We start from the raw sequence: 26,781 nt of genomic DNA, 5'->3' as shown, positions 1-26,781 counted from the left end.
CCATCAGGGCGATCAAACCGCCGCTGCTCTCGATCTGGCGGGCGATCTTGGCGTTCTCGGCGTCTGCGGTGAACACCAGACCAAACAGGCGCCGCCCCAGCCAGCCGGGCAATTGCGGATTGCCAGAGGACGCCGCGAACAAGCCATCGCGCAAACGCGCCGCCTCCGCCTCGTTAAAGCGGATCCAGTCGCGCAACTCCCTCACAAAGGCAGGGTCTGCGATCTGGGCGCTATTGCCTTGGATGATCAGCTCCGTCAGCCGCGTCTTGTCCGCGGCGCCGTCAAAAACGGTCGCGGACACCTGACCGCCTTGCTCGACCGCTGCGATCAGCCGGGCGCGCTCCTCAGCGCTCAGCGCCGAGCCGGCATACTCCAACCGCGTGCACTGGCGCTGCGGGATGACGTCAAACCGGGGCGAGGCTTCAGCGGCGCCGGAGGCCAGCGCCACAGACAGCCTCTCGCCCTCCATGTCGACTTCGCCTCCCAGACCCGATGCGCGCGCAGCAAGGCTGAGATTTTCCGCCGCGCAGCCCAGCGAGGCGAACAGGTGATGATCATCGGGGTCCACGACCGGCGTACGGCGTGAAAAATCCGGCGACAGCTCGATCACAGGATCAGACACCGTAAAGCGCCAAGGCTGGGTGTTGTGCCCGCTCGCCGCCAGACTGGCGTATCGCACCAGCTGCTGGTGCGAGCGAGGAAAAGGCGCCGTGACGGGCTCCGCCGGGGCGCTCAGGGCTTCAGCAAGCGCGTCATAGCCCTCATCGCCGGACGAACAGGCCGTCGCTGCGCCGCCCAGCACCAATGCGCCCGCTGCAAAGCTCTGCCGACGCGTGATCGTGCGAGTTGAGCCTGAAAGACCGGTCCGCATGCAACCACCCTCCCGTCTTCACAGGCAAAGGGTCGATCATCATGGCAGGTCGCGTCAACGCAAAAGCCAGGCGCTGCGACGCTATGGCCCGGCCGGAAAGACCTCAGGCCAAAGCCGCCGCGGCGTCAGCCTGGCGGCCCAGCGCGTCCAGCACTTTCGCGGTGATGTGCTTGGCGTTCAGCCCTGCCGTCTCGTACATGGCGTAGGGGCTGTCCTGATCCTGGAACACGTCGGGCAAGGTCATGGTGCGGATTTTCAGCCCGGCGTCGAGCGCGCCGTCTTCGGCCAGGAAGTGCAGCACAAACGCGCCGAAACCGCCCACAGCGCCCTCTTCAATGGTGATCAGCACTTCGTGCTCGCGCGCCAGCTCACGGATCAGATCATGATCGAGCGGCTTGGCGAAGCGGGCGTCCGCTACAGTCGGATGAAGGCCATAGGCCGCCAGCTCTTCCGCGCTTTTAAGCACTTCGCCCAGACGCGCGCCGAAGGACAGGATGGCGACGCCGGAGCCTTCGCGCACGATGCGGCCCTTGCCGATCTCCAGCGGGATCAGTTCCTTGGGAATTTCAACGCCCAGACCCTCGCCGCGCGGATAGCGGAAGGCGCTCGGGCGGTCGTCGATTTCATTGGCGGTGGCGACCATGCGCGCCAGTTCAGCTTCGTCGGCGGCGGCCATCACCACCATGCCCGGCAAGGCGCCCATATACCCCACATCAAACGAGCCGGCATGGGTGGCGCCGTCCGCGCCCACAAGCCCGGCCCGGTCGATGGCGAAGCGCACAGGCAGCGACTGGATCGCCACATCGTGGACGACCTGGTCATAGCCGCGTTGCAGGAAGGTCGAATAAATCGCGGCGTACGGCTTGAGCCCTTCAGCGGCGAGGCCGGCTGCAAACGTGACGGCGTGCTGCTCGGCGATGCCGACGTCAAACGCCCGATCGGGGAAGCGCGCGGCGAATTTGTCCACGCCCGTCCCGCCGGGCATGGCGCCGGTGACGGCGCAAATCTTGTCGTCGGATTCGGCCAGCTGGATCAGCGCATTGGCGAAAACGCCCGTATAGCTCGGAGCGGCGGGCTTGGATTTCTGCTGCTCGCCGGTGATCACATTGAACTTGGCGACGCCGTGATACTTGTCGTCGGCGGCCTCGGCGGGGGCGTAGCCCTTGCCTTTCTGGGTCACCGCATGGATCAGGATGGGGCCTTCGCCCGCATCGCGCACATTGCGCAGCACCGCGACCAGCTGGTCCATGTCATGGCCATCGATCGGACCCACATAGCGAAAGCCCATTTCCTCAAACAGGGTGCCGCCCATGGCCATGCCGCGCAGATACTCTTCAGCCCGGCGCGCATGCTCCTTCACGCCCAGCGCTTCAGCGACGCCTTTGCCCAGCTTGCGGATGGAGTTGTAGCTTTTCGAGCTGACCTGGCGCGCGAAATAATGGCTCATCGCGCCTACGGGCGGGGCGATGGACATGTCATTGTCATTGAGGATGACGATGAGGTCCTTGTTCATGTCCCCGGCATTGTTCATGGCCTCATAGGCCATACCCGCAGACATGGAGCCGTCGCCGATCACGGCGATGACCTTGCGGCCTTCTTCATGCTTGAGGTCGCGCCCCACAGCAAAGCCCAAGCCCGCCGAGATCGAGGTCGAGGCGTGCGCGGCGCCGAACGGGTCGTATTCGCTTTCAGACCGCTTGGTGAAGCCGGACAGGCCGCCGCCCTGACGCAGGGTGCGGATGCGGTCGCGGCGTCCGGTCAGGATTTTGTGCGGATAGCATTGATGGCCCACATCCCAGATCAGAATGTCGCTGGGCGTATCAAACACATGGTGCAGGGCGACCGTCATCTCGACCACGCCGAGCCCCGCGCCCAGATGCCCGCCGGTCACAGACACCGCATCAATCGTCTCAGCCCGCAATTCGTCCGCCACGGCCTTGAGAAAGTCGAGGTTGCGGTTTTTCAGATCATCGGGAGACTTGATCTGGTCGAGATGCGGAGTGTCAGGCATGCGCCGTGTCCTTATTGTCTTCTTCTAATCTAGGCGTCAGGACTGCCGGGCCAACACATAATCCATCAGCTCACGCAGCATATCAGCATCCTTGCCGAACGGATCGAGATGGGCCTTGGCCTGATCGGCCAGCCGCGCCGCCCGGTCCCGGGCGTCCGCGACGCCCAGTATGGAGACGAAATTGGCTTTTCCTTGACCGGCGTCCTTGCCGGTGCGTTTGCCCGTCAGGCTTTCATCCCCTTCCGCGTCCAGAAGGTCGTCGACGATCTGGTAACATAATCCCAGGTCATGCGCGAAGCCTTCAAGCGCAAGCCGGTGCGCGCGATCCGCATGACCGATCAGGGCGCCCGCCTCGGCGCAGAAACTGATCAGAGCGCCGGTCTTCATCCGCTGGCACCGGGTGATGATCCCGATATCGGTTTCCTCGCCCGCCTCGACCGCCATGTCGATCATCTGACCGCCCACCATGCCGCGCGGCCCGGCGGCTTTCGCCAGCCGCATCACCAGCTCGGCGCGCACTGCGGCATGCTCGTGGGTTTCAGGGTCCGCCAGCAGTTCATAGGCCTGGCTTTGCAGCGCATCGCCCGCCAGAACGGCGGTCGCCTCGTCATATTCGCGATGCACGGTCGGCCGTCCGCGACGCAGGTCATCATCATCCATGCACGGCAGATCATCATGGATCAGCGAATAGGCGTGCACGCATTCCACCGCGCAGGCGGCGCGCAGCAAGGCCCGCTCATCGCCGCCCACCAGATTGCCCGTCTCGATCAGCAAGAAGGGGCGCAAGCGCTTGCCCGGTCCCAGGGCCGCATAGCGCATGGCGGAAATGACGCGTTGCTCCGGCCCGTCCGGACGCTCAAGCAGCGCGTCGAGCGCCACCGTCACCCGGTCCGCGGTCTCGGTCAGATGGTCAGAGAATGCGCTCATGACACCCGCGCCCCGTTCGGCGCGTCGCCGTCTGCGTTCAGAAGCAGGATCGAGCCGTCGGCATCGGGTACGCCCAGCACCAGCACTTCAGAGCGAACAGGGCCGATCTGGCGCGGCGGGAAATTCACCACCCCCAGCACACGGCGGCCCACCAGCGTCTCGGGTGTGTAATGGTCGGTGATCTGGGCGGAGCTTTTGCGCTCGCCGATCTCCGGACCAAAATCGACCCACAGCTTGATCGCGGGCTTGCGCGCTTCGGGAAACGGCTCGGCGCGCACGATCGTGCCCAGGCGGATATCCGTCCTGAAAAAGTCTTCTGGCGCGATTTCGGGCTGTGCGGGGCCTGCGCTCATGGGATCAGTCCAGACCCGCCGGCTCTGCGGAGATCGCGCCGTCAGCGTCCACCACGATCTTTTCGACCTTGAGCTGGGCTTCTTTCAGGCGCGCTTCGCAATGCGCCTTCAGCGCGGCGCCGCGCTCGTACATGGCGATGGATTTTTCCAGCTCCACCTCGCCGCGCTCGAGCTGCGCCACAATGGTTTCGAGCTCTCTGAGCGCGGTCTCAAAGCTCATCTGGGCGATTTCGGCGGTGGGGGCGTCAGTCATCGCTACTGCCTTCTCATCGGGGAGGTCATGCCCCCACAATCGCGAAAGATCGCGCCGGATCAAGCCGCCAATGCGCTAGCGTTTCAGCTCATAGCGGCGCCAGGACCAGTATCCATCCCCGCCATCGCGCACGCAGGTCCAGCCCTGAGCCTTGAGCTGGGGGCGCAGCATGCGATTGAACCAGCCATGGGCGAACAGCGCCACGGCGCCGTCCTGAGAGGCTTCAACCAGCTTTTCGGCAGCGGCTGCCGCGCGCACTTCAGCCTGCGGGCGGCTCTCACCATCCGCAGAAGCGCCGAGCCACCATGAACACCGCGCAAACACGCCCCAGGTCCGCGCCTGCAGTTTCAAAGGCAAAGGCGGGGGCGGCAAGGGCGCTTCCACAAACAGGGCGTCATGCTCGATTGGCCGGTCGCCCACGGCGGCGCGCGCCGTCTCGATCGCGCGGGGCAGCGTGGAGGAATAGAGCGTTTTGGCCATCGCGGCCTGTTCAACAAGACTGTCCGGCGCACTCTGGCCGGGTTTCAATCCGGCGCGATCATAAGCCGCCCACCAGTCCACATAGCCGCGCCAGTCCATACGCGCCCGACGGTCAGCGTCAGGCTCGCCATGGCGTGCGATAATGATGGGACCCGGCTGGGCCGGGCTGTCGGCTTTGGTCATGAACGGTCTTGAGCGATCTTGATGAATACGCGCCGCCATCCCTGCCTCGCCCAGGCTTGATGACGCCAGCTCCACGCCCCCCGTCGTGCGAGCGTCAGCTCCCATGAGTCAAGCGTGAAGGGAGTGGTACCCGCCCTCCCCCACAGAGACAAGCCGGGAAGACGCGCGCGTGTGCTAACAGGCCGATGCGGCGTTGCAGGACTGCGCCTTGTGATCAATTGAAGGCCCGGACGTGGCGCAGCGCTTCAGACATGCTGCCATAAATGATTCGGGCGAGGACAGGCGCCGCCCCGGCGAGAAGGATCGCCGGGGCTTGTTTGGCCTAATGGCTGGGATCGATGCTCATGATCTTGACGCCTGCAGGGGCTTTGGGCTCTTCGGGAACGAAGAAGTCCGGCAGCAGCTCCTGTGACGGGTCGACGGCGAACTGATCAAGATCGGTGACGCCTTCGCTGACCAGGAAGCTGTCATCGATCAGGAAATTGCCGGTGAACTCGGACGCCGGCTTGGTGAGCACGCGATAGGCGGTCTCGGCCAGGATGTCGGGCTTGCGGCAATTCTTGAACGCTTCTTCACCCGCCAACACATTGGCGATGGCGGCGGTGGCGACGGCGGTGCGCGGCCAGATGGCGTTCGCAGCGATCTTGCCCTTGAACTCGCCCGCCCAGCCCAGAATGCACAGGCTCATGCCGTATTTGGCTGAGGTGTAAGCCACGTGCGGGGCGAACCATTGCTCGCGCATGTCGAGCGGCGGGGACAGCGCCAGAATGTGCGGGTTTTCGGACTTTTCGAGGTAGGGCAAGCATTTCTGGGTCACCAGAAAGGTGCCGCGCGCATTCACCTGATGCATCAGATCCCAGCGCTTGATCGGCGTGTCTTTGGTGGGCATCGGGAAAATGGCGGAGGCGTTGTTGACCACGATGTCGATGCCGCCAAACGTCTCGACCGCCTTGGCGACGGCGGCGTCCACGCTGGCTTCGTCGCGGATGTCGCACACCAGCGGCAGCGCCTTGCCGCCCGCTTTCTCAACCGCTTCAGCGGCGGTGTAGATCGTGCCCGCCAGCTTGGGATGGGGTTGGTCGGTCTTGGCGGCGATGACGATGTTGGCGCCGTCGCGTGCGCAACGCTCAGCGATCGCCTGACCAATGCCGCGGCTGGCGCCGGTGATGAAAAGGGTCTTTCCCTTCAAGCTCATAAAAATTCTCCCGCTCCTGGATGGAGCGGGAGAATAACAGCGTTATGCTCGAAAGGACAGGGCCTTTGAGACAGTGTCTGAGACCAAGAGTCTAGATCGGCCGCCAGACGCGCCAGCCCGGACAGGTCATGCCTTCCTCGCGGCGGCAGGAGGCGAAGGTGAACAGCACCGTCCAGGCCTTGCCCACCACAAGATCGCGATGCACATAACCGATCCCGCGCGAGGCGCGGCTGTCCAGCGAGGCGTCGCGATTGTCGCCCATCAAGAACAGATGGTTCTCCGGCACGTTGAACGGCCCGACATTGTCGAGCGCCGCATTGTCGGCGCGCTCGTAAATCTCATGCACATTGCCGCCCGGCAGGGTCTCCAGATAGACGGCGGCCTCTACGGCCGCGCCCGCCCGGTCGCGATATTGAACCACGCTTTCAGGATCGCGCGGCACCAGTTCGTCATTGATGTAAAGGCGACCTGCGCGCATCTCGATCCGATCACCGGGCAGGCCGATGACGCGTTTGATCAGATTGATGCCCTGAGCGGGATCACGGACCACGACCACATCGCCGCGCTTGGGGGTGGAGCCGAACAGGCGCCCCGACCAGTTGCCCGGCAGCACATAGCCCAGTCCCAGCGGCAAGGAATGACGCGAATACCCGTACGCGAATTTCGACACCAGAACGCGGTCGCCCACCTGAATGGCGGGCTGCATGCTTTCTGACGGAATGTGGAAGGCGGCGAACACGAACGTGACCAGCACGAACCAGACCGCCACAACGCCCCCAAGGAAGCGGATTGTCTCACCCACTTCCGCAACCGCCTTGCCGCCGAAACGGCGTACTTTTTCATTCATTTCAGCTTTACCGCCGTTCCATAGGCGAGCACTTCCGCTGTGCCTTCCATGACCGCAGCAGTGGAAAAACGGAAGGTGACGACCGCATCCGCTCCCATTTCTTCGGCATGGCTGACCAACCGGCCCAGCGCTTGTTCCCGCGCCTCGGCCATCAGCTTGGTGTACTCGCTGACTTCGCCCCCGACCAGATTGCGCAATCCGGCCACAAAATCACGTCCAAAAAAACGTGCGCGAACCACGCTGCCGCGCGCAATCCCGATGACGGCTTCGACTTCATGGCCGGGAATATCGTCGGCCATGGTCACAAGCACGGGGGCGCGCGTCGCGGGATGTTCAGGGGTGTTGCTCATGGAAAGCCCTTCAAAACAAACCTGTTAACCCAGCAAATTGCTCGCGCCACAATCACACAGAGAAAGTTAAAGATTAACTCGCACCGGTCAGTTCACAATGCTTATTGGCGCCTGACAAGGCAGCGAGTGACAGGCTCTTCACTTGACGCAGCAGGAGTGACTGAGCTGAGTTATAAAGGTCACAGAATGAGCAGCAGACAGTTTGCGGAGTAAAGACATGGCCCCCACCGACACCCAGGGTGACGCCCCGACCAGCGCGCGCGATCAGAACGGGGACCGCATCCTGGCGGTGATCAACTACGCCTTGCTGCTTGTGGGGATCGGCAACGGCCTGACCGTGCTGATCGCCGCCATTCTCGCCTATGTGCGCAAGGATAACGCCGACCCGCTGGTGAAAAACCATTTCCAGTTTCAGATCCGGACCTTCTGGTACTGGCTGGCCATGGTGGTGGTCGGCTTGCTGACCTGGATCTTCCTGATCGGCATGCTGATCCTGCTGATCGCCAATATCTGGCTGGTGATCCGGTCGGTGGTGGGGATGATCCGTCTTGTGGACGGACGTCCGCACTCCGACCCGACCGGGTTCTGGGTCTAGCGCCTAGGCGCTGGCCAGCACCGCTTCGCCCGGACCGAACACCGGATCATAGCCCAGCTTGATCTCACCCAGGAGGCCCGCCGCGCCTGACAGCGCGGTCTGGGCGAAGATGTTGGCGATGGCGATGCGCGCCTGAGCGTAGCTCTCCTCGCCATCGGCTTCCTTGAGTTTGCGCTGCGCCGCGACGGCGCCCACGCAGAGCAGCCAGCCGCCGGTCACGTCGCCCGCCAGTTTGAGATAGGCGGTGGCGCCGGCGAGGCGGTCAGCGTCGCTGGCGTCCAGCATCCATTTGGTGGCGTCTTCCAGTGCGTCGCAGGCCGGTTTCAGGGCTTCGGCCAAGACCGGCAAGTCCGGGTTCGAACTGGTGATGCAATCCTCGACGGTCTGCCGCACATCCTCGATCAGTTCGGCCATGGCGGTCCCGCCATCGCGCGCCAGCTTGCGGCCCACAAGGTCGATCGCCTGAATGCCGTTGGTGCCTTCATAGATCGGCGCGATGCGCGCATCGCGCAAATGCTGGGCGGCGCCGGTTTCTTCAATGAAGCCCATGCCGCCATGCACCTGAACGCCCATGGACGCCACGTCCACGCCCATATCGGTGCACCAGGCCTTGGCGATCGGGATCATCAGGTCTTCGCGGCGCTTGGACCAGGCCTTCTCATCCGCGTCATCCATATGCTCGCCCAGATCGGCTTCGACCGCAGCGTGATAGCAAATGGCGCGGCCCGCCTCGATTTTAGCCTTCATCACCGCCAGCGTGCGGCGCACATCGGGATGATGAATGATCTCGTGCGGGCCGTGATCGTCCATATTGATGGCGCGGCCCTGCTTTCGGTCCTGCGCGTAGGCGAGCGCTTGCTGATACGCGCGCTCGGCGATGCCGACGCCCTGCACGCCCACATTCAGACGCGCCGAGTTCATCATGATGAACATCGCGGCCATGCCCTTGAACTCGTCACCCAAGAGCCAGCCTTTGGCGCCGTCATATTCCATGGTGCAGGTAGGCGAGCCGTGAATGCCCATCTTGTGCTCAAGCCCGATGGCCTGAAGCGTGTTGCGCTCGCCGGGATTGCCGTCCGCATCGGGGATGAATTTCGGCACGATGAACAGCGAGATGCCCTTGGTGCCTGCGGCCCCGTCCGGCGTGCGCGCCAGCACCAGATGGATGATGTTGTCGGCGCAATCGTGCTCGCCCCAGGTGATGTAGATCTTCTGGCCCGAAATCGCCCAGGAGCCGTCGCCATTCGGCTCGGCCTTGGTGCGCAGCGCGCCCACATCCGACCCGGCGCCCGGCTCGGTCAGGTTCATGGTGGCGGTCCATTCGCCAGACATGATCTTGCCCAGATAGAGATCGCGCTGTTCATCGGTGCCCACGGCGATCAGGGATTCAATGGCGCCGAACGACAGCATCGGCCCCAGTCCGAACGCCATGTTGGACGATTGCAGCATCTCCATCAGCGCGCAGCCCAGCGCCTTTGGCAGGCCCATGCCGCCCATATCGGTTGGGAATTGCAGGCCTTGCCAGCCGCCTTCAACGTATTGCGCATAAGCGTTCTTGAACCCGTCCGGCGTGGTCACGGCGCCGTCTTTCAGGGTGCAGCCCTGCTGGTCGCCGGTCCAGTTGAGGGGCGCCAGCACGTCATTGGCGAGCTTGGCCGCCTCATCAAGGATGGCGGGCGTCAGGTCGGAGGAGAATTCGGGAAACACTCCCGTCGCCTTTACGCTGTCTAGGGCAGCGATTTCTTCCAGGGCGAAACGGATATCGCGAACCGGGGCGCGGTAGCTCATGGTGACTTCCCTTCCAGCAGGATCATTTGGTCCGAACATAGCGCGTTTGCTGCAAAGCGGGAGTCGCCCGGATGGGATTTGATCAGAGCGCTCGCATCACAGGTCTTTCCAACCTAGTCTCACAGGCAGAGGAGACCGGCTTATGACAGTGCTGCGCATGCTCACCTTCACGCTGTTCGCAACTCTACTCAGCGCCTGCGTCTCGGCGCCCACGCTGGAGCCGGCGCGTTTGCCGCCCGGCGAGTGGCGGCTGGATCCAGCCCACGCCAGCACGCTCTGGCGCATCCGGCATATGGGCCTGTCCTGGTATACAGGGCGGTTCGACGCCATCGAGGCGCAGCTCAGCTTTGACGCCGCCAACCCTGAAGACGCCCAGCTGACCGCCATTATCGAGGCGGCCTCCCTCTCCACTAGCGATCCTGATTTTGACCAGACCCTGTGCGGCGCCAGCTGGTTTGACTGCGACGCCCATCACTAGCGATCCTGATTTTGACCAGACCCTGTGCGGCGCCAGCTGGTTTGACTGCGACGCCCATCCGCAGATCGTCTTTCGGTCTGAGCGGATAGAGGTGACCGGCCCGGACACCGGCCTGATCCACGGTCAGCTGACCCTGAAAGGGGTCACACAGCCAGCCGTTCTGGAAACACAGTTTTACGGCGGCGTCTTCAACCCCCTCGAAGCCCGTCAGGCCTTGGGGTTTGGCGCGGATATGACAATTAACCGCACTGAATTCGGGGTCGGACGGCTTCCCGGAAACCTGATCGGCGATACAGTGGTCATCCGTATCGAAGCGGAATTCCTTCGCGACCGAGGAGACTAAGCCATGTCCGCCACCACCACATCGCATCGCTATACGACTGTCGCCATCATCCTGCACTGGGTGATCGCGGCCATGCTGGTGTCCATGGTGTTTGTGGGCTGGTGGATGGAAGATCTCCGCCACGCCTTGCTCGACGGTACGGGCTCGCTGACGCTGACCCAGGCCGTCTATAACTGGCACAAGACGGCGGGTCTGATCATTCTCGTTCTGTCGCTGGCGCGGCTGGCCTGGCGCTTGACCCATAAAGCGCCGCCCCTGCCCGAAGGCATGAAACCCTGGGAGCGTTTCGCCGCGCAGTTCACTCATATCGCCTTTTACGGCGTCATGCTCGGCGCGCCGATCATGGGCTGGATTACGGCGTCGGCCTCCAGCTTCCCTTCCAAGCTTTTCAATCTCGACGGCTTTCTGCTGCCCCATTTGCCGGTGCCGCAAACCGAAAGCTTCGCCTCGCTGGCCGGGTCAGTCCACGGCGCCTCTGGCTGGGCGATCCTGATCCTGCTGGCGCTGCACGCGGGCGCCGCGCTGAAGCACCACATTCTGGACCGGGACGGCGTTCTGACCCGCATGATCCCGGGGCTGAACATTCCACCGCAGACGGGTCGCGACTGACCCTTTCCAGTTCGGAAGCGGAGCTGTGCGCGGGCGACGTCTTGTGGCGCTCTCAGATCGACGTATCTGTACGGGCATGACGTTTCCCCGCTCAGGAGCATAGCCATGCGCCCCTTGTTCGCCCTCGCCCCGCTCGCCCTGCTGGTGACCACCCCCGCCCTCGCCCAGTCTGACGCCTGGATCGTGGATTACGACGCCAGCTCGGTGGGCCTTCAGACCGAGGTCTTCGGAACCACGATCCAGGGCGATTTCCCGCAATTCTCCGCTGATATTCGCCTCGATCCTGAGGACCTGTCCGACGCCCGCATTGAAGCGGTCGTGCAGGCGGGATCTGGCCAGCTTGACCCGACCGAACGCCAGTCCGACATGGAGGGCGAAGCCGGTCTGAATCCGTCTGAGCACCCCGAGATGCGCTTTGTGTCTGAGACAATCACGCGCGAAGGCAACGTCTACACAGCCCTTGGAACCCTGACCATCAAGGGCGTTTCGCAAGAGCAAGCGCTGACCTTCACCCTCGACATCACGGACGGTCGCGGCGTTGCGGATGGCGGTTTCACCCTCGCGCGCCGTGATTTTGGCGTCGGGGCTGGCGATTGGGGCGCCGCCGCCGCCCAGATTGATGTGCGGGTGCATATCGAGGCCGAGCGCGAAGACTAGCCTGATTGCACCGCCCGCTGACGAGCGCTACCTAACCGGCATGACACGCCCCAGCCCGCCCCCTGACACGCCGATCCTGCCGGCGGACGATCCAGATGCTCTGGACCAGGCCGCCCGGATCCTGAAGGCGGGCGGCTGCGTGGCCGTTCCCACCGAAACCGTGTACGGGCTGGCGTGCGACGCCACGAACGCACAGGCGGTGGCGGGCGTGTATGAGGCCAAGGGACGTCCCAGCTTCAATCCGTTGATCTGTCATGTGGATACGCTGGAGCGCGCCCGAAGCCTTGTTCAACTGGAGGATCAAGGCCTGGCGCTGGCCGAACGCTTCTGGCCCGGACCGCTGACGCTGGTGGCCCCCAAACGCACCCCCTCTCCCGTCAGCGAACTGGCGGCGGCGGGTCTGGACAGTCTGGCTGTGCGTTTGCCGTACTCAGACACCTTGCGCACGCTGGTCCAGCGTCTGGACGCGCCTTTGGCCGCGCCCAGCGCCAACGCATCCGGCACGATCAGCCCCACCACCGCCGAACATGTGAAAGACAGCCTGAACGGGCGCATTCACCTGATCCTGGACGGCGGCCCCTGCCCTGTGGGCGTGGAGAGCACCATCGTCTCTGTGCTGGATCCGGCTCATCCGGTGATTTTACGCCCGGGCGGGATCGCCAGGGATGCGCTGGAGGCGGTGATCGGGGTGATGCAGCGCCCGACGCCAACGAATCACAGTGCGCCGACAGCGCCCGGTCAGCTCACCTCCCACTACGCGCCGAACGCGAGTGTGCGCCTGAATGCAACCCAACCCCACAACAACGAGTCCTTTTTGGGGTTTGGCGCGCAACCCAAAAGAGAAGGCGTTGTATTTTTTGATCTTTCCCCAAGCGGTGACCTAGTCGAAGCGGCCGCGAACCTGTTTACTGGCCTGCGCTGGCTGGACAGAGTCAGCGATCGCATCGCTGTCGCGCCGATACCGGAAACCGGATTGGGCGAGGCGATAAACGACCGCCTCAGACGTGCAGCTGCAGAGCGTTAGAACAACTGCTCAAGGTTGTGTTCAGACTCTGGATGATAAGACGCAAGCTATGCAAAACGGTCTCTACATCGCCTCCTTCCGCACCCCGCTTGATGACGCCAAGGGCGTGATCATCATCCAGGACAGCCGCGTACTGGGTGGAGATTCGGGTATGTATTATGTCGGCAGCGTTTCGGGTCCCGAAAACGAGCTGCAGGTGAAGATGGTGGTCACCAATCACGATCCCTCGCGCCTGTCGGTCTTTGGTGAGTTCGACAAATTCGCCCTCACCCTGACCGGAAAGCGCGAAGGCGACGCCTATGTCTTCCAGGGCCGGGCGGACGCCGCTCCCTCCATGCGCTTCGAAGCTGTTCTGGAAAAAGCCGCAGATTAACCGCGGCGGACGTCTTTGGGCTCTTGTTCTACCCAATGCGGCGGTTGCACACTGCCGTTATGAGCACCGAAACCCTGACCGCCCTGAAAGCCGCCCTCGACCCCAAAGCGTGGAGCGAGGATCCTGATGAACTCGCCCCCCATGTGCGCGATTGGCGCGGGCGGTATCAGGGCGCATCGCCGCTTCTGCTCAAACCCTCCACCACCGATGAGGTGAGCCGCATCCTCTCCATGTGCAATGAGGCCGGCGTGGCGGTGATCCCGCAAAGCGGCAATACCGGCCTGGTCGGCGGCTCGACGCCCCAGGGTGAAGTCGTGCTGTCGCTCAAGCGCATGAACGCTATCCGCGCCATCGATACGGACAATGACTCGCTCACCTGCGAAGCCGGCGCGATCCTTGAAAGCGTGCAAGGCGCCGCGAAAGACGCCGGCAAGCTGTTCCCCTTGTCTCTGGGCGCGCAAGGCTCGGCGATGATCGGCGGGCTGATCTCCACAAACGCAGGCGGCGTGCACGTGCTGCGCTATGGCATGATGCGCGAGCTGGTGCTGGGCCTGGAAGCCGTCCTGCCTGATGGCCGAGTCCTGTCTGACCTGTCGGGCCTGCGCAAGGACAATACCGGCTATGACCTCAAACAGCTCTTTATCGGCGCGGAAGGCACGCTGGGCGTGGTCACCGCGGCGACGCTGAAGCTGTTCGCCCGCCCCGCCTCCACCGCTGTCGCCATTGCGGCTGTCGAGAGCCCGGCTCAGGCCGTGGAGCTTCTGGGCCATATGAAGGACGCCACGGGCTCGGTCGCCGCGTTCGAGCTGATGCCCAAGATCGGGCTGGACCTCGCCGTCCATCATTTGCCCGGCGCACGCCATCCGCTGGACTCAGACCCTGCCTGGACGGTGCTGGTCGAGCTTGTGAGCCCGGAAACCGATCGCGCCCAGTCGCTGATGGAAAGCGCGCTCGAAACCGCCTTTGAAAAGGGCCTCGTTTCTGACGCGGCGCTGGCGCAGACCGAAGCGCAAATGGCTGAGTTCTGGGCCCTGCGCGAAGGCATTCCCGAAGCGGAGAAAGCCCATGGCAAGGCCGCCAAGCACGATGTCTCCGTACCCGTCTCGCGCATGCCCGCCTTTATGGAAGAAGCCACCGCCAAGGCCGAAGCCATGATGCCCGAAGCCCTGGTCATCGCCTTCGGCCATGTGGGCGACGGCAATGTGCACTTTAACGTCGCGCGCAAGACGCCCGGCTCAGGCGATGACTTCGTCGCCGCCTGCGCCCCGGTCACAGAAGCGATCTATGACCTGGTGGACAAGCATGGCGGGTCTATCAGCGCCGAGCATGGCGTCGGTATTCTCAAACGCGCTGAGCTGGCGAAACGCAAACCCGTAGAAGTCGCGGTGATGCGCGCCATCAAGCAAACCCTCGACCCCAACGCCATCATGAACCCGCGGGTGATGCTGGATATAGGCTGAGCCTATAGGTCCGGCTGGTGAAATTTATTGGCGCCGTCGCGACCCGCCCCCTATCTCTGCCTCATAGCTGACGGAGACGCCCATGCTGATTCTGCTTTCGCCCGCCAAGAAGCTCGATTTTACAAAGCGCGGTCACGCCCCGACCGCGACGCGTCCGGCCCTGATGGATCGGACGAAAGAGCTGTCGAAGACCACCGCGAAGCTGTCGGCGACCGAGATCAAATCCCTGATGCATCTCAGTGATGATCTGGCCGATCTCAACCGGGAGCGGTTCAAGGCGTTTGATCCTGACAGCACTGAAGGCCGCCCTGCCGCCATGGCGTTTAACGGCGAGGTGTATTCAGGTCTCGACGCACCGTCCCTCAGCCCGGAAGACCTGCAATGGGCGCAGCAGCGCCTTCGCATCCTGTCGGGCCTTTACGGCGCCTTGCGGCCGCTCGATACGATCCAGCCCTATCGTCTGGAAATGGGCACGCGGCTGAAAACGCCCAAAGGCGGCAATCTCTATGATTTCTGGGGCGAGGATATCGCCGATCTGCTGAAGTCCGATCTTGAAGGTCATCCGTCAAAAACCGTGATCAACCTGGCGTCCAACGAATATTCCAAGGCGGCGAAGCTGAAATCACTGGGCGTCCCGGTGATCAGCGTCGACTTCAAGGAAGAAAAAGACGGCCAGCTGCGCGCCCTGATGGTCTACGCCAAGAAGGCCCGCGGCCTGATGGCGCGCTGGATCATCGAGAACCGGATCGAAGACCCCCAAAAGCTGCCTGAGTTCAATGTGGACGGCTATCGCTTCGATGCAGACGGCTCGACGGAATCCACCTTGTTGTTCACCCGTCCCCAGCCGCCGAAGAAAAGCTAGCGCAAAGCGCGTGCGAGCCTGATATCAGGAGCTTTGCGGACTTGACGCGGGTGCGAAATTCATCACCTGTTGAAGCTCTGGAGAATTGCCTGTTCGGAGACCCTGCATGAGCTCGATCCGCGTGGACCTGTCCGGTCATGTCGCCGTCATCACCGGCTCCACATCCGGCATTGGCCTGCACATGGCCGAAGGGTTGGCCGCGAACGGCGCCGACATCGTGCTCAATGGTCTGGGCGATCCGGACGTCATTGAGAAAGAGCGCCAACGCATCGCCGAAACCCATGGCGTCAAAGTGCGCTATCATGGCGCCAACATGCTCAAGGCCGATGAGATCGCAGACCTGATCGCCTTCACCGCCCGCGAACTGGGCCGTCTGGACATTCTGGTCAATTGCGCGGGCATCCAGCACGTGGCGCCGATCGAGGACTTCCCCGCCGACAAGTGGGACGCCATCATCGGCATCAACCTGACCAGCGCCTTTCACACGATGAAGCACGCCGTGCCGATCATGCGCGAACAGGGACGGGGCCGGATCGTCAACATCGCCTCCGCCCACGCCTTGCGCGCCAGCCCGTTCAAGGCGGCCTATGTGTCGGCCAAGCACGGTCTGATGGGACTGACCAAGACCGTGGCGCTGGAAACCGCTGAAGACGGCGTCACGGTGAACTGCATCAATCCGGGCTATGTGAAAACGCCGCTCGTTGAGAACCAGATCGCGGACACCGCCAAGGCGCGCGGCATTTCCGAAGACGAGGTGGTGCGCGATGTCATGCTGTCCGCCCAACCCACCAAGAAATTCGTCACCTATTCAGAGCTGGTGGGCGCGCTTCTCTACCTGGTCAGTGATGACGGGGCGAATGTGAACGGCAACGCCATCACGATTGATGGCGGATGGACGGCGAAATAGCGATGACAGGGTCGGCTTCCTCTCCGTCGACCCGCAAGCGGTCAGCTTCGCCCCGGCCGGTCTCGCTGGCTCTACAGGGCGGCGGCGCGCACGGCGCTTTCACCTGGGGCGTTCTGGACGCCCTGCTCGAAGACGGGCGCCTGTCCACCAAAGCCATCAGCGCCACCAGCGCCGGCGCCATGAACGCCTGCGCCTTGGCCATGGGTCAGATGCGCGGCGGGCCGGAGGGCGCGCGTGAAGCGCTGGATGACTTCTGGCGAGCGGTGTCCCGGGCGGGCGGCGGCTTCATGCGCGCGCCGGGCCTGTTCAAGTTCGCGCCCTGGCTGGACGCCCTGACCCGGCTGACCAGCCCCTATGACACCAACCCGTTCGGATATGATCCGCTGAGCCATATCCTGGACCGGCAAATCGATTTTGACGCCGTGCACGCCTGCCAGGACATCCAGCTGTTCATCGCCGCGACTTGCGTGACGTCCGGACGCAGCCGGGTCTTCAGCGGCGAAGCGGTGACGCGCGACGCGGTGCGCGCCTCGGCGACCCTGCCCTTCATCCATCAGGCGGTCGAGATTGAGGGCGAACCGTTCTGGGATGGCGGATTCACCGGCAACCCGGCGCTCTGGCCGCTGTTTTACGCCGAGGCGCCTCATGATGTGCTGATCGTGCACATCAATCCCATGGAGCGCGCCGGCACGCCGAAAACAGCCGAAGACATCCTCAACCGGGTCAACGAGATTACCTTCAACGCCAGCCTGCTGGCGGAACTACGCGCGATCGCCTTCGTCAAGCGCCTGATCAAGGACGATTTGCTCAAGGATCCGCGCAAGGCCCGGCTGAGCGATATCCGCCTGCATTCGATCCGGGCAGATGACGCGCTGTCGCAGTTTCCCGCCTCCAGCAAGTACGACGCCAGCTGGGGCTTTCTCACCGATCTGCGCGACCGGGGCCGCGAGGCGGCGAACACCTGGCTGGAGACCTGCTTTGATAAGGTCGGCCATGACTCAAGCGTCGACGTCCGCAAGGAATTTCTGGGCGATTAGGCTTCGTCGGACACGATCAGCCTTGAATCGTTTTCACGCACGGCGTTCACCCGGTCCGAGGCTTTGCGCAGGGTCAGCGCACCCTCTGGCGGCGCCTTGAGATAGGGCTGCGGGTCCGTCTCCGGGTTCAGCCAGTCGGCAAACCGCCCCTCGGGGATGAAGACCGGGCTGCGATGGTGGATATGGGCGATGTCCTCGCTGGCCGCCGTGGTGAGAATGGCGAAGCTGTCCACGCGGTCAGCGCCCTCGCCCCAGCGCTCCCACACCCCCGCCATCACCATGGGCTGGCCGTCAGTGCGGGTGATGTACCAGGGCTGTTTGCGCCCCGACTCCTCTGTCGACCATTCATAAAACCCGTCCGCGGGGATCAGCGCCCGACGACGTTGCAAGGCCTGGCGGAAGCTGGGCTTGTCGGCGGCGGTTTCAGACCGGGCGTTGATCAGCGGTTTTGATCCGTCAGGGCCGGTTCTGGACCAGTGCGGCACCAGCCCCCAGCGCACAGCCGTCAGACGAAAATCAGCCTGCCGTCCAAGGCGGATAATCGGCAAAGCCTGGGTCGGCGCCGCATTCCAGCTGGGCGGATAATTCAAACGATCCAGCTTTCCGAACAGGGCTTCGAGCTGGACCAGGCTCAAACTCATGACATAACGACCACACATACCCTTTCCTCCCGTCTGCATGCAGCGAGGTCAAGCATGAAGGATCTGCCCCGTATCAGCGTCGGCCTTGTGGTCTGGCGCGAAAACGAGGTGCTGCTCATCCGGCGCGCCAATCCGCCCTATCAGGGCTGCTGGTCCATTCCCGGCGGCAAGGTGGAGTTCGGTGAAACCCTGCACGAAGCCGCCCTGCGCGAGCTGAAGGAAGAGACCGGGATCCATGCCGAGATTGAAGGCCTGATCGACATCTTTGAATCCATCACCGAGCATGGCCATTACGTGATGGCGGATTACAGCGCGCGCTGGCGCGCCGGCGAACCCCGAGCCGGCGATGACGCGCTGGAGGCGGCGTTCTTCCCGTTTGCACGCGCCAGCGCGAACGTCTCATGGGACATCACGCGCACCGCGATCCAGCAAAGCGCCCGCAACCGCGGGCAAAAGCCTTGAATTCGCCCTGTTCCGCGTTCAGGAAAAGGGCATGGTGATTAGAGCTCTTATCCTGGTGCTTGGCGTGTGCGCCTTGCTGGCGTCTGTGGCGGACGCCCAGACGATTCGCAGGCCGCCGAGCTATGTGGACCCTTATCCGGTGGAGTCCCTCGCCCGCGTAATGGGTGAAATGCACTATCTCGATTTCGCCTGCAAAGGACGCGACTCCCAAGGCTGGCGCGAAGCCATGCTCGAGCTTTTAGAGCATGAAGCGCCCACGCGCGGCTCTTACCGGCAACGCCTGGTGGATCGCTTCAATGAAGGCTTCCGCATCCAGGAGCGCCGCACGCCCCGCTGCGGCGCGGAAGAGGAGATGGTGCGTCAGGCGCTGGCCGCCGAAGGCGAGACGCTCGCTGAGCAATTGCGGCGCACCTATCTGCAATAAGGCCTGTCAGGCGTCGGCGGTTTCCGCCAACAGCGCCAGCGCGGCGCGTTCCGCCGCCTCCACCGACAAGGCGCCCATCAGCGATTGCGTGCTGGTGTCCGCCAGGCTCCGCCGATCAGCTTCGTCAAAACGGTCCCCCGCCCGCACGATGCAGGCGCGCGCGCCCCATGGCGCATAAAGCCGCTCATCAGTGGGGCCAAACAGACCCAGGGTCGGCGTTCCCGCCGCCGCCGCCATGTGCATCAGCCCGCTGTCATTGCCCACAAACAGCGCCGCGCGTTTCAGGCACGCCGCAGCCTCAACCAGATCAAGCTTTCCCGTCAGGTCAATGACGGTCCGCTCGCCCAGGCCCTCGGCCACCGCCTGCGCGCGCGCTTCATCGCCGGGACCGCCAAACAGCGCGATGGCCGCGCCCGGCAACACGCCGTCCGGCGCGGTCAGGCGCAGCGCCAGTTGCGCGAACCGTTCGGTCGGCCATTCCTTGAAGACCGCTGAGGCGGCGGGCGAGAGCGCCAGTACGGCGCGATCTGCGGGAAGTTCTCTATCGGCGCGGGCCTCAGCCGCCGCATCCAGCCATATCCGTGTGCCCGGCGCCGCGTCCAGCCTCAGAACGTCAGCGGCTTCCTCAACCCGGTGACGGACGCCGGCTTTCGGGTTGGGGCGTTTGACATAACGCTTGCGCGCCCACAGGAACCAGCTGGTCAGCGAGCCGCGCATGTCCACGACCATATCCCAGCGCTGGCTGACGCTTTGCCGCCAGAGCGACAGCCAGTGGCCGCCACCCTTCTGCTTTTTCATCACGATGACCCGCTCCACCTTAGGCGTCGCACGAAACAGCGGCGCAGCCAGTGGTCCGCAAGCCACCGTGATGCGCGCATCGGCATGCTTGTCGATCAGATGCTGCAGCACGCCCGAATTGAGAATGGCGTCGCCGATACGGGTGGAGGTTATGAAAAGAATGCGCGTCATGACGCTTGGCACTTAGCCCGACACGGCCGCTCGCGCCAGTCTCTGGCGCCCTCTTGATTACAGGCCCGCTTCAGCCCCATCTAGCGCTTATGACCCAAGACTATCTCACCGCCCTGCCCCATCGCGCCGTCCTGTCCATCACCGGACAGGACGCGCGCAGCTTTCTCCAGCGTGTGCTTACCCATGGCCCCGAAGGCGTGACGCCCGATCAGGCGATGCTGTCGGCGCTCCTGACCCCGCAAGGCAAGGTGTTGGCCGACCTGATTATTTTTGACGATGGCGAGGGGGGATTGCTCTTTGACCTGCCCGCCAGTGAAGCGGAAACCTTGCTCAAGCGCTTCACGCTCTACCGTCTGCGCTCGGACGCTGCGATTGAACGGCGCGAGGATTTGTCTGTGATCGCCGCCTCTGGTGAGGGCGAAGCGGAGCTGCGCACTGTGGCGCTCACCGCCAGCCTCGACCCCAGAAACCCCGCGATCGGGTGGCGCGCCATCGCGCCAGCGGGCGGCCCCGCCAGCGATCTGGACGCCTATCACGCCGCACGCATCAAAGCGGGCGCGCCTGAAATGAGCGCCGATTTCGGCCCCGCCGAAGTGTTCTCCACCGATGTGAACCACGATTTGATGGGCGGCATTGACTACAAGAAGGGCTGCTTTGTCGGCCAGGAAGTCGCCAGCCGCATGCATCGCAAGGGCGGCGTGCGCAAACGCACCCTGCGTCTGTCCACGCCAACCCCGGCCCAGCCCGGCGATCCCGTCCTGGCAGGTGACCTCTCGCTCGGCGCTGTCAGCTCGGCGGCGTCAGATTGCGCCCTGGCCCGGTTGCGGGTGGACCGCTTGAAGGACGCCCTGTCAGAAGGCGCCTCGCTTACGCTGCGCGGCGCCCCGGCGCGCGTGATCGACGATCTCGACACGCTCTGACAGACCGCCCTGGCCCTGAGACTGAAGGACGATCCATGACCGAACGCTGTCCATGGTGCGGAACCGACCCGCTATACACGCACTATCACGACACCGAATGGGGCGTGCCGGAGTGGGACTCGCGCGCGCTGTGGGAAAAACTCATCCTGGACGGCTTTCAGGCCGGCCTCGCCTGGATCACCATCCTGCGCAAGCGCGACACCTTGCGTGAGGCGTTTCATGGCTTCGATCCCGAACGTATCGCCCGCTATGACGACGCCGATCTGGAACGCCTGCTCGGTAATCCCGGCATCATCCGTTCACGCTCGAAAATCAACGCCGCCATCGGCAATGCGCAGGCCTATCTGGAGATGGCGGAGCGGGGTGAAGATTTTTCTGATTATCTGTGGGGCTATATGGATGGGACCCCGCACATCAACCGGTTCAGAACCCAGACCGAGGTTCCGACCCAGACAGAACTGAGTCAGACAATCTCGAAAGACCTGAAAAAGCGGGGCTTTAAGTTTTGCGGCCCGGTGATCGTCTACGCCTTCATGGAAGCCGTCGGCATGGTCAATGACCATCTCGTGACCTGTCACCGTCACGCGCCAGTTACAAAATAGCGTAACGGCTGCGTGGAAGCGGTTGGCGCTCAGCGCTTCGTGCGGCTAAGTTGCGCACCTTCTGATTTAAGAATCTTGCGTCGGAGCACTTCATGACCGCGGCCGTAATTCGTTCCACTGGCTTGTGGACGCCAGACAACTCCATCTCCAATGAGGAGCTGGTGAAGAGCTTCAACGCCTACGTCGCGCAATACAATGAAGAGCATGCGTCCGATATCGAGGCGGGTCTGACCGAACCGCTCTCACCGTCTTCGGCAGGGTTCGTGGAAAAAGCCTCGGGCATCAAGTCGCGCTTTGTCATCGACAAGGAGGGCGTGCTGGATACGCGCCGGATGAAGCCTTTCATCCCTGCCCGCGCCAACACCGAAATTTCCATCCTGGCCGAGATCGGCGTCAAGGCGTGCCAGAACGCGCTGGAGCGCGCCGGCAAGTCCGCCGCTGATGTGGATGGTGTGATCGTCGCCGCCTCCAACCTGCAGCGCGGCTATCCCGCCGTCGCTGTGGAGATCCAGGACGCGCTGGGCATTGAAGACGGCTTCGGCTTTGACATGAATGTCGCCTGTTCGTCCGCGACCTTCGGCATCCAGACCGCCGCCGACCAGATCGCAGCGGGCCATGCGCGCGCCATTCTGGTGGTGAACCCTGAAATCTGCTCGGCGCACCTGAACTGGTGCGACCGCGACAGCCATTTCATTTTCGGCGATGTGGCGACCGCGATTCTGTTGGAGCGCGAAGATCTGGGCGATGGCGGCTGGCGCATTCTGGGCACCAAGCTGAAGACCAAATTCTCCAACAATATCCGCAATAATTTCGGCTTCCTGAACCGCACCGAGCGCGCCACGGGCGACGCGGCGCGCGAAGACCTGCTGGCGCCCAAGGACGACAAGCTGTTCATTCAGGAAGGCCGCAAGGTCTTCAAGGAAGTCGTGCCGATGGTGTCGGACATGATCCGCACCCATATGGGCGAGCTGGGTCTGGAAGCGGACGATATGCGCCGGGTCTGGCTGCATCAGGCCAACATCAATATGAACCTGATGATCGCCAAGAAGGTGTTCGGTCGCGAAGCGGGCGGCGAAGACGCGCCCACCATTCTGGACGAATACGCCAACACCTCCTCGGCGGGCTCCATCATCGCCTTCCACAAGCATTCTGACGATTTCGAGACGGGCCAGAAAGGCGTGATCTGTTCGTTCGGCGCCGGGTATTCCGCCGGCACGGTCTTTGTGGAGCGGCTTTGAAGTGAACCTTCCCGCCGACACCACGCTGTTCGCCCGCGTCCTGGCGAAAACCCATGAATATCTCGACTTCCCTTCGGTGGTCGGGCACGAAACGCCGTTTCTCGACCATCTGGCGCGTGATTTCACCGCCCTGGGCTGCACCGTGGAACGGTCACAGAACCTGTGTGTGATCAAGCTGGGCGAGCCCGGGCCGGTCTATCTGGCGCATGCGGACCGCCACGGGGCTGTGATCGCCGAGGACGGCGCGGCGATCTACGCCGCCCACGCCGTGAAAAACACCAAATACGCCGATGGCGCCAAGGCCAGTGAGACCTTCACGGACATCGTCTCCAAACGCTATGCGGGCGAGGACGTCTTCGCCTATGACCGCAAGACTGGCGGGCGTCTGGCCTATGGCGTGATCACAGGCGCGCATATGGATGAACAGGAGCGGCTGGTGATGGACATCACCGGCCTGCCGCCCCTGCCTGGCGGCACGCCCGTGGCGCTGGCGCGGGACGTGACGCCGAACAAGTCAGGCTGCGTCGCCGGACAGCTTGATAATCCGGTCTCCCTCGCCGCCCTGCGCATCGCCGCCGAATTCGGGCTGAACGGCACGATCATCGTCACCGCCGAGGAAGAAATCGGACGCTCCGCCACCCATTTCCTCGATTGGGCCAGCGCTGGCGGACTGCCGCCGACCAAAGAGCTGATCGTGTGCGACACCTCGCCGTTTGACGACGGCGCCGCGGCCATGGCGGGCGCGATCATTCTGCGCCGCCGCGACGCGACCGCCAGCTTTCATGACGCGACGATCTCACGGCTTGAAAACGCCGCCAGCCGCGCCGGCGCGCCGATGATCTTCAAGGACAGTTTCATCACGCGGGAAAACGACGCCCGCGCCCGACGCGAGCTGCCGCTCAAATCCATGGGGCTGACCGAGCTCGGCAAGATCACGGCTAACAGCCAGGGCGTCTATGCCGGCGCCACCTTGCAGCTGCCCACCTATAACTATCATTCCAATGAAGAGACGACTTCGGTGAAGGCGCTGACCGCCTTTGTCCGCACGCTTCTGATGATCTGACAAAAAAGTCCCGCTTTGGCGCAAGGCCGAAGCGGGACCAGTCAGGGAGGATAGTCGGATCAGTCCCGAAGCGTTGACGCATCCAGAGACTGAAATTCGTGTCAGGCGCTCTCCCCGTGCAGCGCCACATCGAGGCCGGTGACCTCGTCTTCTTCCTCAACGCGCAGCTTCATCACCCGTTCCATCAGCCACAGGATGGCGAAGGTGGCGACGCCGCACCAGGCGGCTGCGGCCAGCGCGCCCCAGGTCTGGGTGAAGACCAGCATGACATTGCCTTCCACCGCGCCGGGCGTGCCGCCAATCGCGGAGCTGGCGAAGACGCCGGTCAGGATCGCGCCCGCCAGGCCGCCCACGCCATGAAGGCCGAAGGCGTCCAGGCTGTCGTCATACTTGCCCAGCTTTTTCAGGCCGGTCACGCCCCAATAGGCTACGCCCGCCGTCAGCACACCGATCAGGAAAGCCGCATAGGGCTCGACAAAGCCCGCCGCGGGCGTGATGCCCACCAGGCCTGCGATGGCGCCCGAAGCCGCGCCCAGAACCGACGGTTTGCCGCGCAGGATCCATTCCATCAGCGCCCAGGTCAGCGCGGCGGCCGCGGCGGCGATTTGCGTCACCAGAGCCGCATGGGCGGCCAGGGCGTTGGCGCCCAGCGCGGAGCCGCCGTTAAAGCCGAACCAGCCCACCCAGAGAAGACCGGCGCCGATCACCGTCAGCACCAGATTGTGGGGCGGCTGACCCTCTTTGGGCCAGCCGCGCCGCGGGCCCAGCTTAAGCGCCAGCACCAGACCCGCTACACCGGCGTTGATGTGGACCACGGCCCCTCCCGCGAAATCCAGCACGCCTGCGTCATACAAAAATCCCTCGCCCCAGACCCAATGCGCGATCGGCGCATAGACCACCAGCAGCCAGATCGGCGCGAACACCATCCAGGCCTTGAAGCTGAGACGCTCCGCCGCGCCGCCGGCTATGATCGCCACGGTGATGATCGCGAACGTCATCTGAAACAGGATGAACACCGCTTCAGGCAGGCCCGCCGCCTCGCTGTCGAGCGTCAGCCCGTTCAGGAAAACCTTGCCGAATCCGCCAAACAGCGCGCCGTCACCCGAAAACGCGAAGGAATACCCTGCGATCACCCAGACGAGTGAGACCACCATCGCTGCGCCCAAGGACTGCATCAAGGTGGAGAGCACGTTCTGACGACGCACCATGCCGCCATAAAACAGCGCCAGCCCTGGCAAGGTCATCATCAGCACCAGCGCGCACGCGGTGAGAATCCACGCCACATCGCCGCCTGAAAACTCAACCTGGTCCATACCCGCGCTCCTCTTCGCCCGATTGCACGGACAAAGCCTGCGCCGGAGCTCGCGCCACTGTCAGCGCCTGAGCGTGATTTTGCGATGCAGCAGAATGCAAGCGCTGCATTCGTGAGCGCCCTTGCCCCAATATCGAGCAGCGCACTTTGCGCCAAGCGCCATAAAAAAACCCCGGCGTCTGCAGCGCCGGGGTTTTCATCTCAGCGGGTGGTGATCGGACTAGCCGTTCACTTGAGTCGCTTCGGTGATTTTGTGCACCAGATCGTCGCCGTCCGCTTCATGGATGGTGACATAATCGCCCAGCCGCAGCGTGTGGTCGCCGAGCTTGTAGACGGGCTCGTCCGGGCCTTCATGATCCTCATCATAATGGAAAAACCAGTTCGCGCCACGATGAGTCAGCCAGCCGTCCGCTTTCTCCGAATCGTCGGGAGAAAAGCGGATCACGGTGCAGGCTTTCTTATGAGCGCGCCACAGATCGGCGTCGAGCTTGCCGTCCTTGTCCAGCGGCGCAGTGATCACATAGCCTTGTGAATCATCGCCTTCGGGAAATCCGGCTTCCGGGTTGCGGCTCAGCCGCAGGGTCAGACGGGTTAAAGCCATCAAAGTCTCCAGTTTCGTCTTTTTCTGAGAAGGTCAGTGCGCCATCAGCAGGGACGGTCCGTCCTCCGCCGTCAGCAATTGCCGGGTGACGCCGCCAAACATGAATTGCGCGATCCGCGAATGCCCATAGGCGCCCGCCACCAGCAAGTCGGCATTGGCCGCCGCGTCCAGCAAGCCGTCGCCCAGACCGCTCTTGCCGTCAATCTCTCGCGACTCAGCTTCTACGCCGCGCGCCGTGAGCCAGTGTGACAGACGATTGGGCGCGGATGCGGCTCGGTCATGATAGTCAAGATTCCGCGCGCTATGCAGGATGGTCACCTCCATCCCCTCTTTGAACAGGGGCGCCGCCGCGAAGGCAGCGCGCGCCGCTTCCTTGGAACCGTCCCAGGCGATGCAAATGGATTTGGGCGGGATCGCCCCGCCGCGCGGCACGTAGATCGGGCAGCCTTCCTCGACCAGGCACGCAGCGGTGAAGTCCGCCAACGAGCCCTTTCCCGCGGCAGCGCGCGGACAGGTCACCAGCAATCGCACCAGACGCGCCTGTTCGGCCGCTTCGGACGGGCTGTCGATAATGCGCTTGTAGCTGGCGTCCTTCAGTTCGTGGGCGCTGATCGCTTCATCAAACTGGCGTTGCGCTTCCACAGACGCCTTGGCGGCCTCCTCGCGCACGGTGTCGATTGCGGAGGACACCACAGAGGCGCCCGCAGCGCCCGGCCCGGTCCACAGCATGTAAGCGGCGGGATCAGGCTCGACGAACAGGCCGCGAATATCGGCGTCGAACAAAGGCGCAAGCTCGCAAGCGGCCTTCAGCGAAGTCGCGTCGCTGTCCGAGCCTTGAAGGGCGACCAGAATACGTTCGGGCTTCATAAAATCCTCCCACATCGTCATGACGCCGCCCGTGTTCAGCAGCTTAGCTTGAACTTACGCTGTTTCACGCTAGGACGGA

Annotated in this window: 32 protein-coding genes; 17 read left to right on the top strand and 15 right to left on the bottom strand. The window is 63.5% G+C overall.

Annotation, left to right across the window (positions count from 1 at the left end):
* From B3M53_RS02370 to B3M53_RS02330, 9 genes are all read right to left on the bottom strand, one after another.
* Nucleotides 1-871: hypothetical protein (locus B3M53_RS02370; RefSeq protein ID WP_286799588.1), on the bottom strand; the 871-nt coding region annotated here is incomplete at its 3' end.
* A 103-nt stretch (nt 872-974) separates the two neighbouring features.
* Nucleotides 975-2,882 (bottom strand): 1-deoxy-D-xylulose-5-phosphate synthase, encoded by a 1,908-nt coding sequence (gene dxs, locus B3M53_RS02365; RefSeq protein WP_273020689.1) that lies wholly within the window; start codon nt 2,880-2,882, stop codon nt 975-977.
* A gap of 36 nt (nt 2,883-2,918) precedes the next feature.
* A complete protein-coding gene (locus B3M53_RS02360) occupies nt 2,919-3,809 on the bottom strand; it encodes a polyprenyl synthetase family protein (RefSeq protein WP_022701749.1) in 891 nt (296 codons plus the stop codon).
* A complete protein-coding gene (locus B3M53_RS02355) occupies nt 3,806-4,162 on the bottom strand; it encodes a tRNA-binding protein (RefSeq protein WP_273020687.1) in 357 nt (118 codons plus the stop codon). Before B3M53_RS02355 ends, B3M53_RS02360 begins: the two co-directional genes overlap by 4 nt.
* 4 nt (nt 4,163-4,166) lie before the next feature.
* A complete protein-coding gene (locus B3M53_RS02350; RefSeq protein ID WP_022701747.1) occupies nt 4,167-4,415 on the bottom strand; it encodes an exodeoxyribonuclease VII small subunit in 249 nt (82 codons plus the stop codon).
* A 75-nt stretch (nt 4,416-4,490) separates the two neighbouring features.
* Nucleotides 4,491-5,078, bottom strand: a complete 588-nt coding sequence (locus B3M53_RS02345; RefSeq protein WP_286799587.1) for a histidine phosphatase family protein — start codon at nt 5,076-5,078, stop codon at nt 4,491-4,493.
* A gap of 322 nt (nt 5,079-5,400) precedes the next feature.
* Nucleotides 5,401-6,273: an SDR family oxidoreductase gene (locus tag B3M53_RS02340; protein ID WP_273020683.1), complete on the bottom strand. Its 873-nt coding sequence runs from the start codon at nt 6,271-6,273 to the stop codon at nt 5,401-5,403.
* A gap of 91 nt (nt 6,274-6,364) precedes the next feature.
* A complete protein-coding gene (gene lepB / locus B3M53_RS02335) occupies nt 6,365-7,120 on the bottom strand; it encodes a signal peptidase I (RefSeq protein WP_273020681.1) in 756 nt (251 codons plus the stop codon).
* Nucleotides 7,117-7,470, bottom strand: coding sequence for a YbjQ family protein (locus B3M53_RS02330; RefSeq protein ID WP_022701742.1), 354 nt, complete (start codon nt 7,468-7,470; stop codon nt 7,117-7,119). Before B3M53_RS02330 ends, lepB begins: the two co-directional genes overlap by 4 nt.
* A 217-nt stretch (nt 7,471-7,687) precedes the next feature.
* Between B3M53_RS02330 and B3M53_RS02325 the strand changes: the two genes are divergently transcribed.
* Entirely contained in the window at nt 7,688-8,065 is a 378-nt protein-coding gene (locus B3M53_RS02325) for a DUF4870 family protein (RefSeq protein WP_273020679.1), read from the top strand.
* Between the two features lie 3 nt (nt 8,066-8,068).
* Here B3M53_RS02325 and B3M53_RS02320 read toward each other — a convergent pair whose 3' ends face one another.
* Nucleotides 8,069-9,853 carry an acyl-CoA dehydrogenase gene (locus tag B3M53_RS02320; protein WP_273020677.1) on the bottom strand — a complete coding sequence of 595 codons (1,785 nt, stop codon included), beginning with the start codon at nt 9,851-9,853 and terminating at the stop codon, nt 8,069-8,071.
* Between the two features lie 142 nt (nt 9,854-9,995).
* Here B3M53_RS02320 and B3M53_RS02315 point away from each other — a divergent pair, with 142 nt between their 5' ends.
* From B3M53_RS02315 to B3M53_RS02270, 10 genes are all read left to right on the top strand, one after another.
* The gene (locus tag B3M53_RS02315; protein ID WP_273020675.1) at nt 9,996-10,331 is read left to right on the top strand and encodes a YceI family protein; all 336 of its coding nucleotides are present in this window, start codon (nt 9,996-9,998) and stop codon (nt 10,329-10,331) included.
* Nucleotides 10,309-10,674, top strand: a complete 366-nt coding sequence (locus B3M53_RS02310; RefSeq protein WP_273020674.1) for a YceI family protein — start codon at nt 10,309-10,311, stop codon at nt 10,672-10,674. The genes B3M53_RS02315 and B3M53_RS02310 overlap by 23 nt, the downstream gene beginning before the upstream one ends.
* Nucleotides 10,675-10,677: 3 nt before the next feature.
* Nucleotides 10,678-11,283 carry a cytochrome b gene (locus B3M53_RS02305; protein WP_160092068.1) on the top strand — a complete coding sequence of 202 codons (606 nt, stop codon included), beginning with the start codon at nt 10,678-10,680 and terminating at the stop codon, nt 11,281-11,283.
* 105 nt (nt 11,284-11,388) lie between these two features.
* A complete protein-coding gene (locus B3M53_RS02300; RefSeq protein WP_273020673.1) occupies nt 11,389-11,940 on the top strand; it encodes a YceI family protein in 552 nt (183 codons plus the stop codon).
* A 40-nt stretch (nt 11,941-11,980) separates the two neighbouring features.
* Nucleotides 11,981-12,964 (top strand): L-threonylcarbamoyladenylate synthase, encoded by a 984-nt coding sequence (locus B3M53_RS02295; RefSeq protein ID WP_160092070.1) that lies wholly within the window; start codon nt 11,981-11,983, stop codon nt 12,962-12,964.
* Between the two features lie 49 nt (nt 12,965-13,013).
* On the top strand, nt 13,014-13,337 hold the full coding sequence (locus B3M53_RS02290) for a GrlR family regulatory protein (protein ID WP_022701735.1): 324 nt from the start codon (nt 13,014-13,016) through the stop codon (nt 13,335-13,337).
* 59 nt (nt 13,338-13,396) lie between these two features.
* Nucleotides 13,397-14,797, top strand: coding sequence for an FAD-binding oxidoreductase (locus B3M53_RS02285; protein ID WP_273020670.1), 1,401 nt, complete (start codon nt 13,397-13,399; stop codon nt 14,795-14,797).
* Nucleotides 14,798-14,879: 82 nt separating this feature from the next.
* Entirely contained in the window at nt 14,880-15,659 is a 780-nt protein-coding gene (gene yaaA / locus B3M53_RS02280; protein ID WP_273020669.1) for a peroxide stress protein YaaA, read from the top strand.
* Nucleotides 15,660-15,765: 106 nt separating this feature from the next.
* Entirely contained in the window at nt 15,766-16,566 is an 801-nt protein-coding gene (locus B3M53_RS02275; RefSeq protein ID WP_160092073.1) for a 3-hydroxybutyrate dehydrogenase, read from the top strand.
* A gap of 2 nt (nt 16,567-16,568) precedes the next feature.
* Nucleotides 16,569-17,603 carry a patatin-like phospholipase family protein gene (locus B3M53_RS02270; RefSeq protein ID WP_028284768.1) on the top strand — a complete coding sequence of 345 codons (1,035 nt, stop codon included), beginning with the start codon at nt 16,569-16,571 and terminating at the stop codon, nt 17,601-17,603.
* Here B3M53_RS02270 and B3M53_RS02265 read toward each other — a convergent pair.
* Nucleotides 17,600-18,262, bottom strand: a complete 663-nt coding sequence (locus tag B3M53_RS02265; protein ID WP_273020668.1) for an SOS response-associated peptidase — start codon at nt 18,260-18,262, stop codon at nt 17,600-17,602. The genes B3M53_RS02270 and B3M53_RS02265 overlap by 4 nt on opposite strands.
* Before the next feature lie 36 nt (nt 18,263-18,298).
* Here B3M53_RS02265 and B3M53_RS02260 point away from each other — a divergent pair, with 36 nt between their 5' ends.
* Nucleotides 18,299-18,706 carry an NUDIX hydrolase gene (locus B3M53_RS02260; RefSeq protein ID WP_022701729.1) on the top strand — a complete coding sequence of 136 codons (408 nt, stop codon included), beginning with the start codon at nt 18,299-18,301 and terminating at the stop codon, nt 18,704-18,706.
* A 31-nt stretch (nt 18,707-18,737) separates the two neighbouring features.
* Nucleotides 18,738-19,130 carry a TIGR02301 family protein gene (locus B3M53_RS02255; protein ID WP_022701728.1) on the top strand — a complete coding sequence of 131 codons (393 nt, stop codon included), beginning with the start codon at nt 18,738-18,740 and terminating at the stop codon, nt 19,128-19,130.
* 6 nt (nt 19,131-19,136) lie between these two features.
* On the opposite strand, the gene B3M53_RS02250 is transcribed toward B3M53_RS02255, so the two are convergent.
* The gene (locus tag B3M53_RS02250; RefSeq protein WP_273020666.1) at nt 19,137-20,099 is read right to left on the bottom strand and encodes a glycosyltransferase family 9 protein; all 963 of its coding nucleotides are present in this window, start codon (nt 20,097-20,099) and stop codon (nt 19,137-19,139) included.
* Nucleotides 20,100-20,188: 89 nt separating this feature from the next.
* On the opposite strand from B3M53_RS02250, the gene B3M53_RS02245 reads away from it, so the two are divergent.
* The 4 genes from B3M53_RS02245 to B3M53_RS02230 all read left to right on the top strand — a co-directional run bounded on the left by B3M53_RS02245 (nt 20,189) and on the right by B3M53_RS02230 (nt 23,922).
* Nucleotides 20,189-21,019: a YgfZ/GcvT domain-containing protein gene (locus tag B3M53_RS02245; RefSeq protein WP_273020664.1), complete on the top strand. Its 831-nt coding sequence runs from the start codon at nt 20,189-20,191 to the stop codon at nt 21,017-21,019.
* A gap of 35 nt (nt 21,020-21,054) precedes the next feature.
* A complete protein-coding gene (locus tag B3M53_RS02240; protein WP_273020662.1) occupies nt 21,055-21,621 on the top strand; it encodes a DNA-3-methyladenine glycosylase I in 567 nt (188 codons plus the stop codon).
* A 92-nt stretch (nt 21,622-21,713) separates the two neighbouring features.
* Nucleotides 21,714-22,859: a beta-ketoacyl-ACP synthase III gene (locus B3M53_RS02235; protein ID WP_160092080.1), complete on the top strand. Its 1,146-nt coding sequence runs from the start codon at nt 21,714-21,716 to the stop codon at nt 22,857-22,859.
* 1 nt (nt 22,860) lies between these two features.
* Complete coding sequence (locus tag B3M53_RS02230; protein WP_273020659.1) at nt 22,861-23,922, top strand: hypothetical protein; 1,062 nt, start codon at nt 22,861-22,863, stop codon at nt 23,920-23,922.
* Between the two features lie 101 nt (nt 23,923-24,023).
* On the opposite strand, the gene B3M53_RS02225 is transcribed toward B3M53_RS02230, so the two are convergent.
* The 3 genes from B3M53_RS02225 to B3M53_RS02215 all read right to left on the bottom strand — a co-directional run bounded on the left by B3M53_RS02225 (nt 24,024) and on the right by B3M53_RS02215 (nt 26,702).
* Nucleotides 24,024-25,235 carry an ammonium transporter gene (locus B3M53_RS02225; RefSeq protein ID WP_022701722.1) on the bottom strand — a complete coding sequence of 404 codons (1,212 nt, stop codon included), beginning with the start codon at nt 25,233-25,235 and terminating at the stop codon, nt 24,024-24,026.
* Between the two features lie 219 nt (nt 25,236-25,454).
* A complete protein-coding gene (locus B3M53_RS02220) occupies nt 25,455-25,835 on the bottom strand; it encodes a hypothetical protein (protein ID WP_273020657.1) in 381 nt (126 codons plus the stop codon).
* Between the two features lie 33 nt (nt 25,836-25,868).
* Nucleotides 25,869-26,702, bottom strand: coding sequence for a universal stress protein (locus B3M53_RS02215; RefSeq protein ID WP_028284765.1), 834 nt, complete (start codon nt 26,700-26,702; stop codon nt 25,869-25,871).
* Between the last annotated feature and the right edge of the window lie 79 nt (nt 26,703-26,781).

The organism is Oceanicaulis sp. UBA2681, assembly GCF_002354675.1.
Lineage (GTDB): Bacteria > Pseudomonadota > Alphaproteobacteria > Caulobacterales > Maricaulaceae > Oceanicaulis > Oceanicaulis alexandrii.
Note: the sequence above shows the minus strand (reverse complement) of the source record. Positions and strands in the feature narration are given on the sequence as shown.

Bases quoted from the DNA above. Each gene is read 5' to 3' on its own strand.
- lepB (WP_273020681.1), bottom strand. From the start codon at position 7,120: ATGAATGAAAAAGTACGCCGTTTCGGCGGCAAGGCGGTTGCGGAAGTG.
- B3M53_RS02270 (WP_028284768.1), top strand. From the start codon at position 16,569: ATGACAGGGTCGGCTTCCTCTCCGTCGACCCGCAAGCGGTCAGCTTCG.
- B3M53_RS02350 (WP_022701747.1), bottom strand. From the start codon at position 4,415: ATGACTGACGCCCCCACCGCCGAAATCGCCCAGATGAGCTTTGAGACC.
- B3M53_RS02255 (WP_022701728.1), top strand. From the start codon at position 18,738: ATGGTGATTAGAGCTCTTATCCTGGTGCTTGGCGTGTGCGCCTTGCTG.
- B3M53_RS02360 (WP_022701749.1), bottom strand. From the start codon at position 3,809: ATGAGCGCATTCTCTGACCATCTGACCGAGACCGCGGACCGGGTGACG.
- B3M53_RS02295 (WP_160092070.1), top strand. From the start codon at position 11,981: ATGACACGCCCCAGCCCGCCCCCTGACACGCCGATCCTGCCGGCGGAC.
- B3M53_RS02330 (WP_022701742.1), bottom strand. From the start codon at position 7,470: ATGAGCAACACCCCTGAACATCCCGCGACGCGCGCCCCCGTGCTTGTG.
- B3M53_RS02305 (WP_160092068.1), top strand. From the start codon at position 10,678: ATGTCCGCCACCACCACATCGCATCGCTATACGACTGTCGCCATCATC.
- B3M53_RS02290 (WP_022701735.1), top strand. From the start codon at position 13,014: ATGCAAAACGGTCTCTACATCGCCTCCTTCCGCACCCCGCTTGATGAC.
- B3M53_RS02225 (WP_022701722.1), bottom strand. From the start codon at position 25,235: ATGGACCAGGTTGAGTTTTCAGGCGGCGATGTGGCGTGGATTCTCACC.
- B3M53_RS02250 (WP_273020666.1), bottom strand. From the start codon at position 20,099: ATGACGCGCATTCTTTTCATAACCTCCACCCGTATCGGCGACGCCATT.
- B3M53_RS02215 (WP_028284765.1), bottom strand. From the start codon at position 26,702: ATGAAGCCCGAACGTATTCTGGTCGCCCTTCAAGGCTCGGACAGCGAC.
- B3M53_RS02345 (WP_286799587.1), bottom strand. From the start codon at position 5,078: ATGACCAAAGCCGACAGCCCGGCCCAGCCGGGTCCCATCATTATCGCA.
- B3M53_RS02260 (WP_022701729.1), top strand. From the start codon at position 18,299: ATGAAGGATCTGCCCCGTATCAGCGTCGGCCTTGTGGTCTGGCGCGAA.
- B3M53_RS02315 (WP_273020675.1), top strand. From the start codon at position 9,996: ATGACAGTGCTGCGCATGCTCACCTTCACGCTGTTCGCAACTCTACTC.
- B3M53_RS02245 (WP_273020664.1), top strand. From the start codon at position 20,189: ATGACCCAAGACTATCTCACCGCCCTGCCCCATCGCGCCGTCCTGTCC.
- B3M53_RS02320 (WP_273020677.1), bottom strand. From the start codon at position 9,853: ATGAGCTACCGCGCCCCGGTTCGCGATATCCGTTTCGCCCTGGAAGAA.
- B3M53_RS02325 (WP_273020679.1), top strand. From the start codon at position 7,688: ATGGCCCCCACCGACACCCAGGGTGACGCCCCGACCAGCGCGCGCGAT.
- dxs (WP_273020689.1), bottom strand. From the start codon at position 2,882: ATGCCTGACACTCCGCATCTCGACCAGATCAAGTCTCCCGATGATCTG.
- B3M53_RS02235 (WP_160092080.1), top strand. From the start codon at position 21,714: ATGACCGCGGCCGTAATTCGTTCCACTGGCTTGTGGACGCCAGACAAC.
- B3M53_RS02220 (WP_273020657.1), bottom strand. From the start codon at position 25,835: ATGGCTTTAACCCGTCTGACCCTGCGGCTGAGCCGCAACCCGGAAGCC.
- B3M53_RS02340 (WP_273020683.1), bottom strand. From the start codon at position 6,273: ATGAGCTTGAAGGGAAAGACCCTTTTCATCACCGGCGCCAGCCGCGGC.
- B3M53_RS02285 (WP_273020670.1), top strand. From the start codon at position 13,397: ATGAGCACCGAAACCCTGACCGCCCTGAAAGCCGCCCTCGACCCCAAA.
- yaaA (WP_273020669.1), top strand. From the start codon at position 14,880: ATGCTGATTCTGCTTTCGCCCGCCAAGAAGCTCGATTTTACAAAGCGC.
- B3M53_RS02265 (WP_273020668.1), bottom strand. From the start codon at position 18,262: ATGTGTGGTCGTTATGTCATGAGTTTGAGCCTGGTCCAGCTCGAAGCC.
- B3M53_RS02240 (WP_273020662.1), top strand. From the start codon at position 21,055: ATGACCGAACGCTGTCCATGGTGCGGAACCGACCCGCTATACACGCAC.
- B3M53_RS02300 (WP_273020673.1), top strand. From the start codon at position 11,389: ATGCGCCCCTTGTTCGCCCTCGCCCCGCTCGCCCTGCTGGTGACCACC.
- B3M53_RS02275 (WP_160092073.1), top strand. From the start codon at position 15,766: ATGAGCTCGATCCGCGTGGACCTGTCCGGTCATGTCGCCGTCATCACC.
- B3M53_RS02355 (WP_273020687.1), bottom strand. From the start codon at position 4,162: ATGAGCGCAGGCCCCGCACAGCCCGAAATCGCGCCAGAAGACTTTTTC.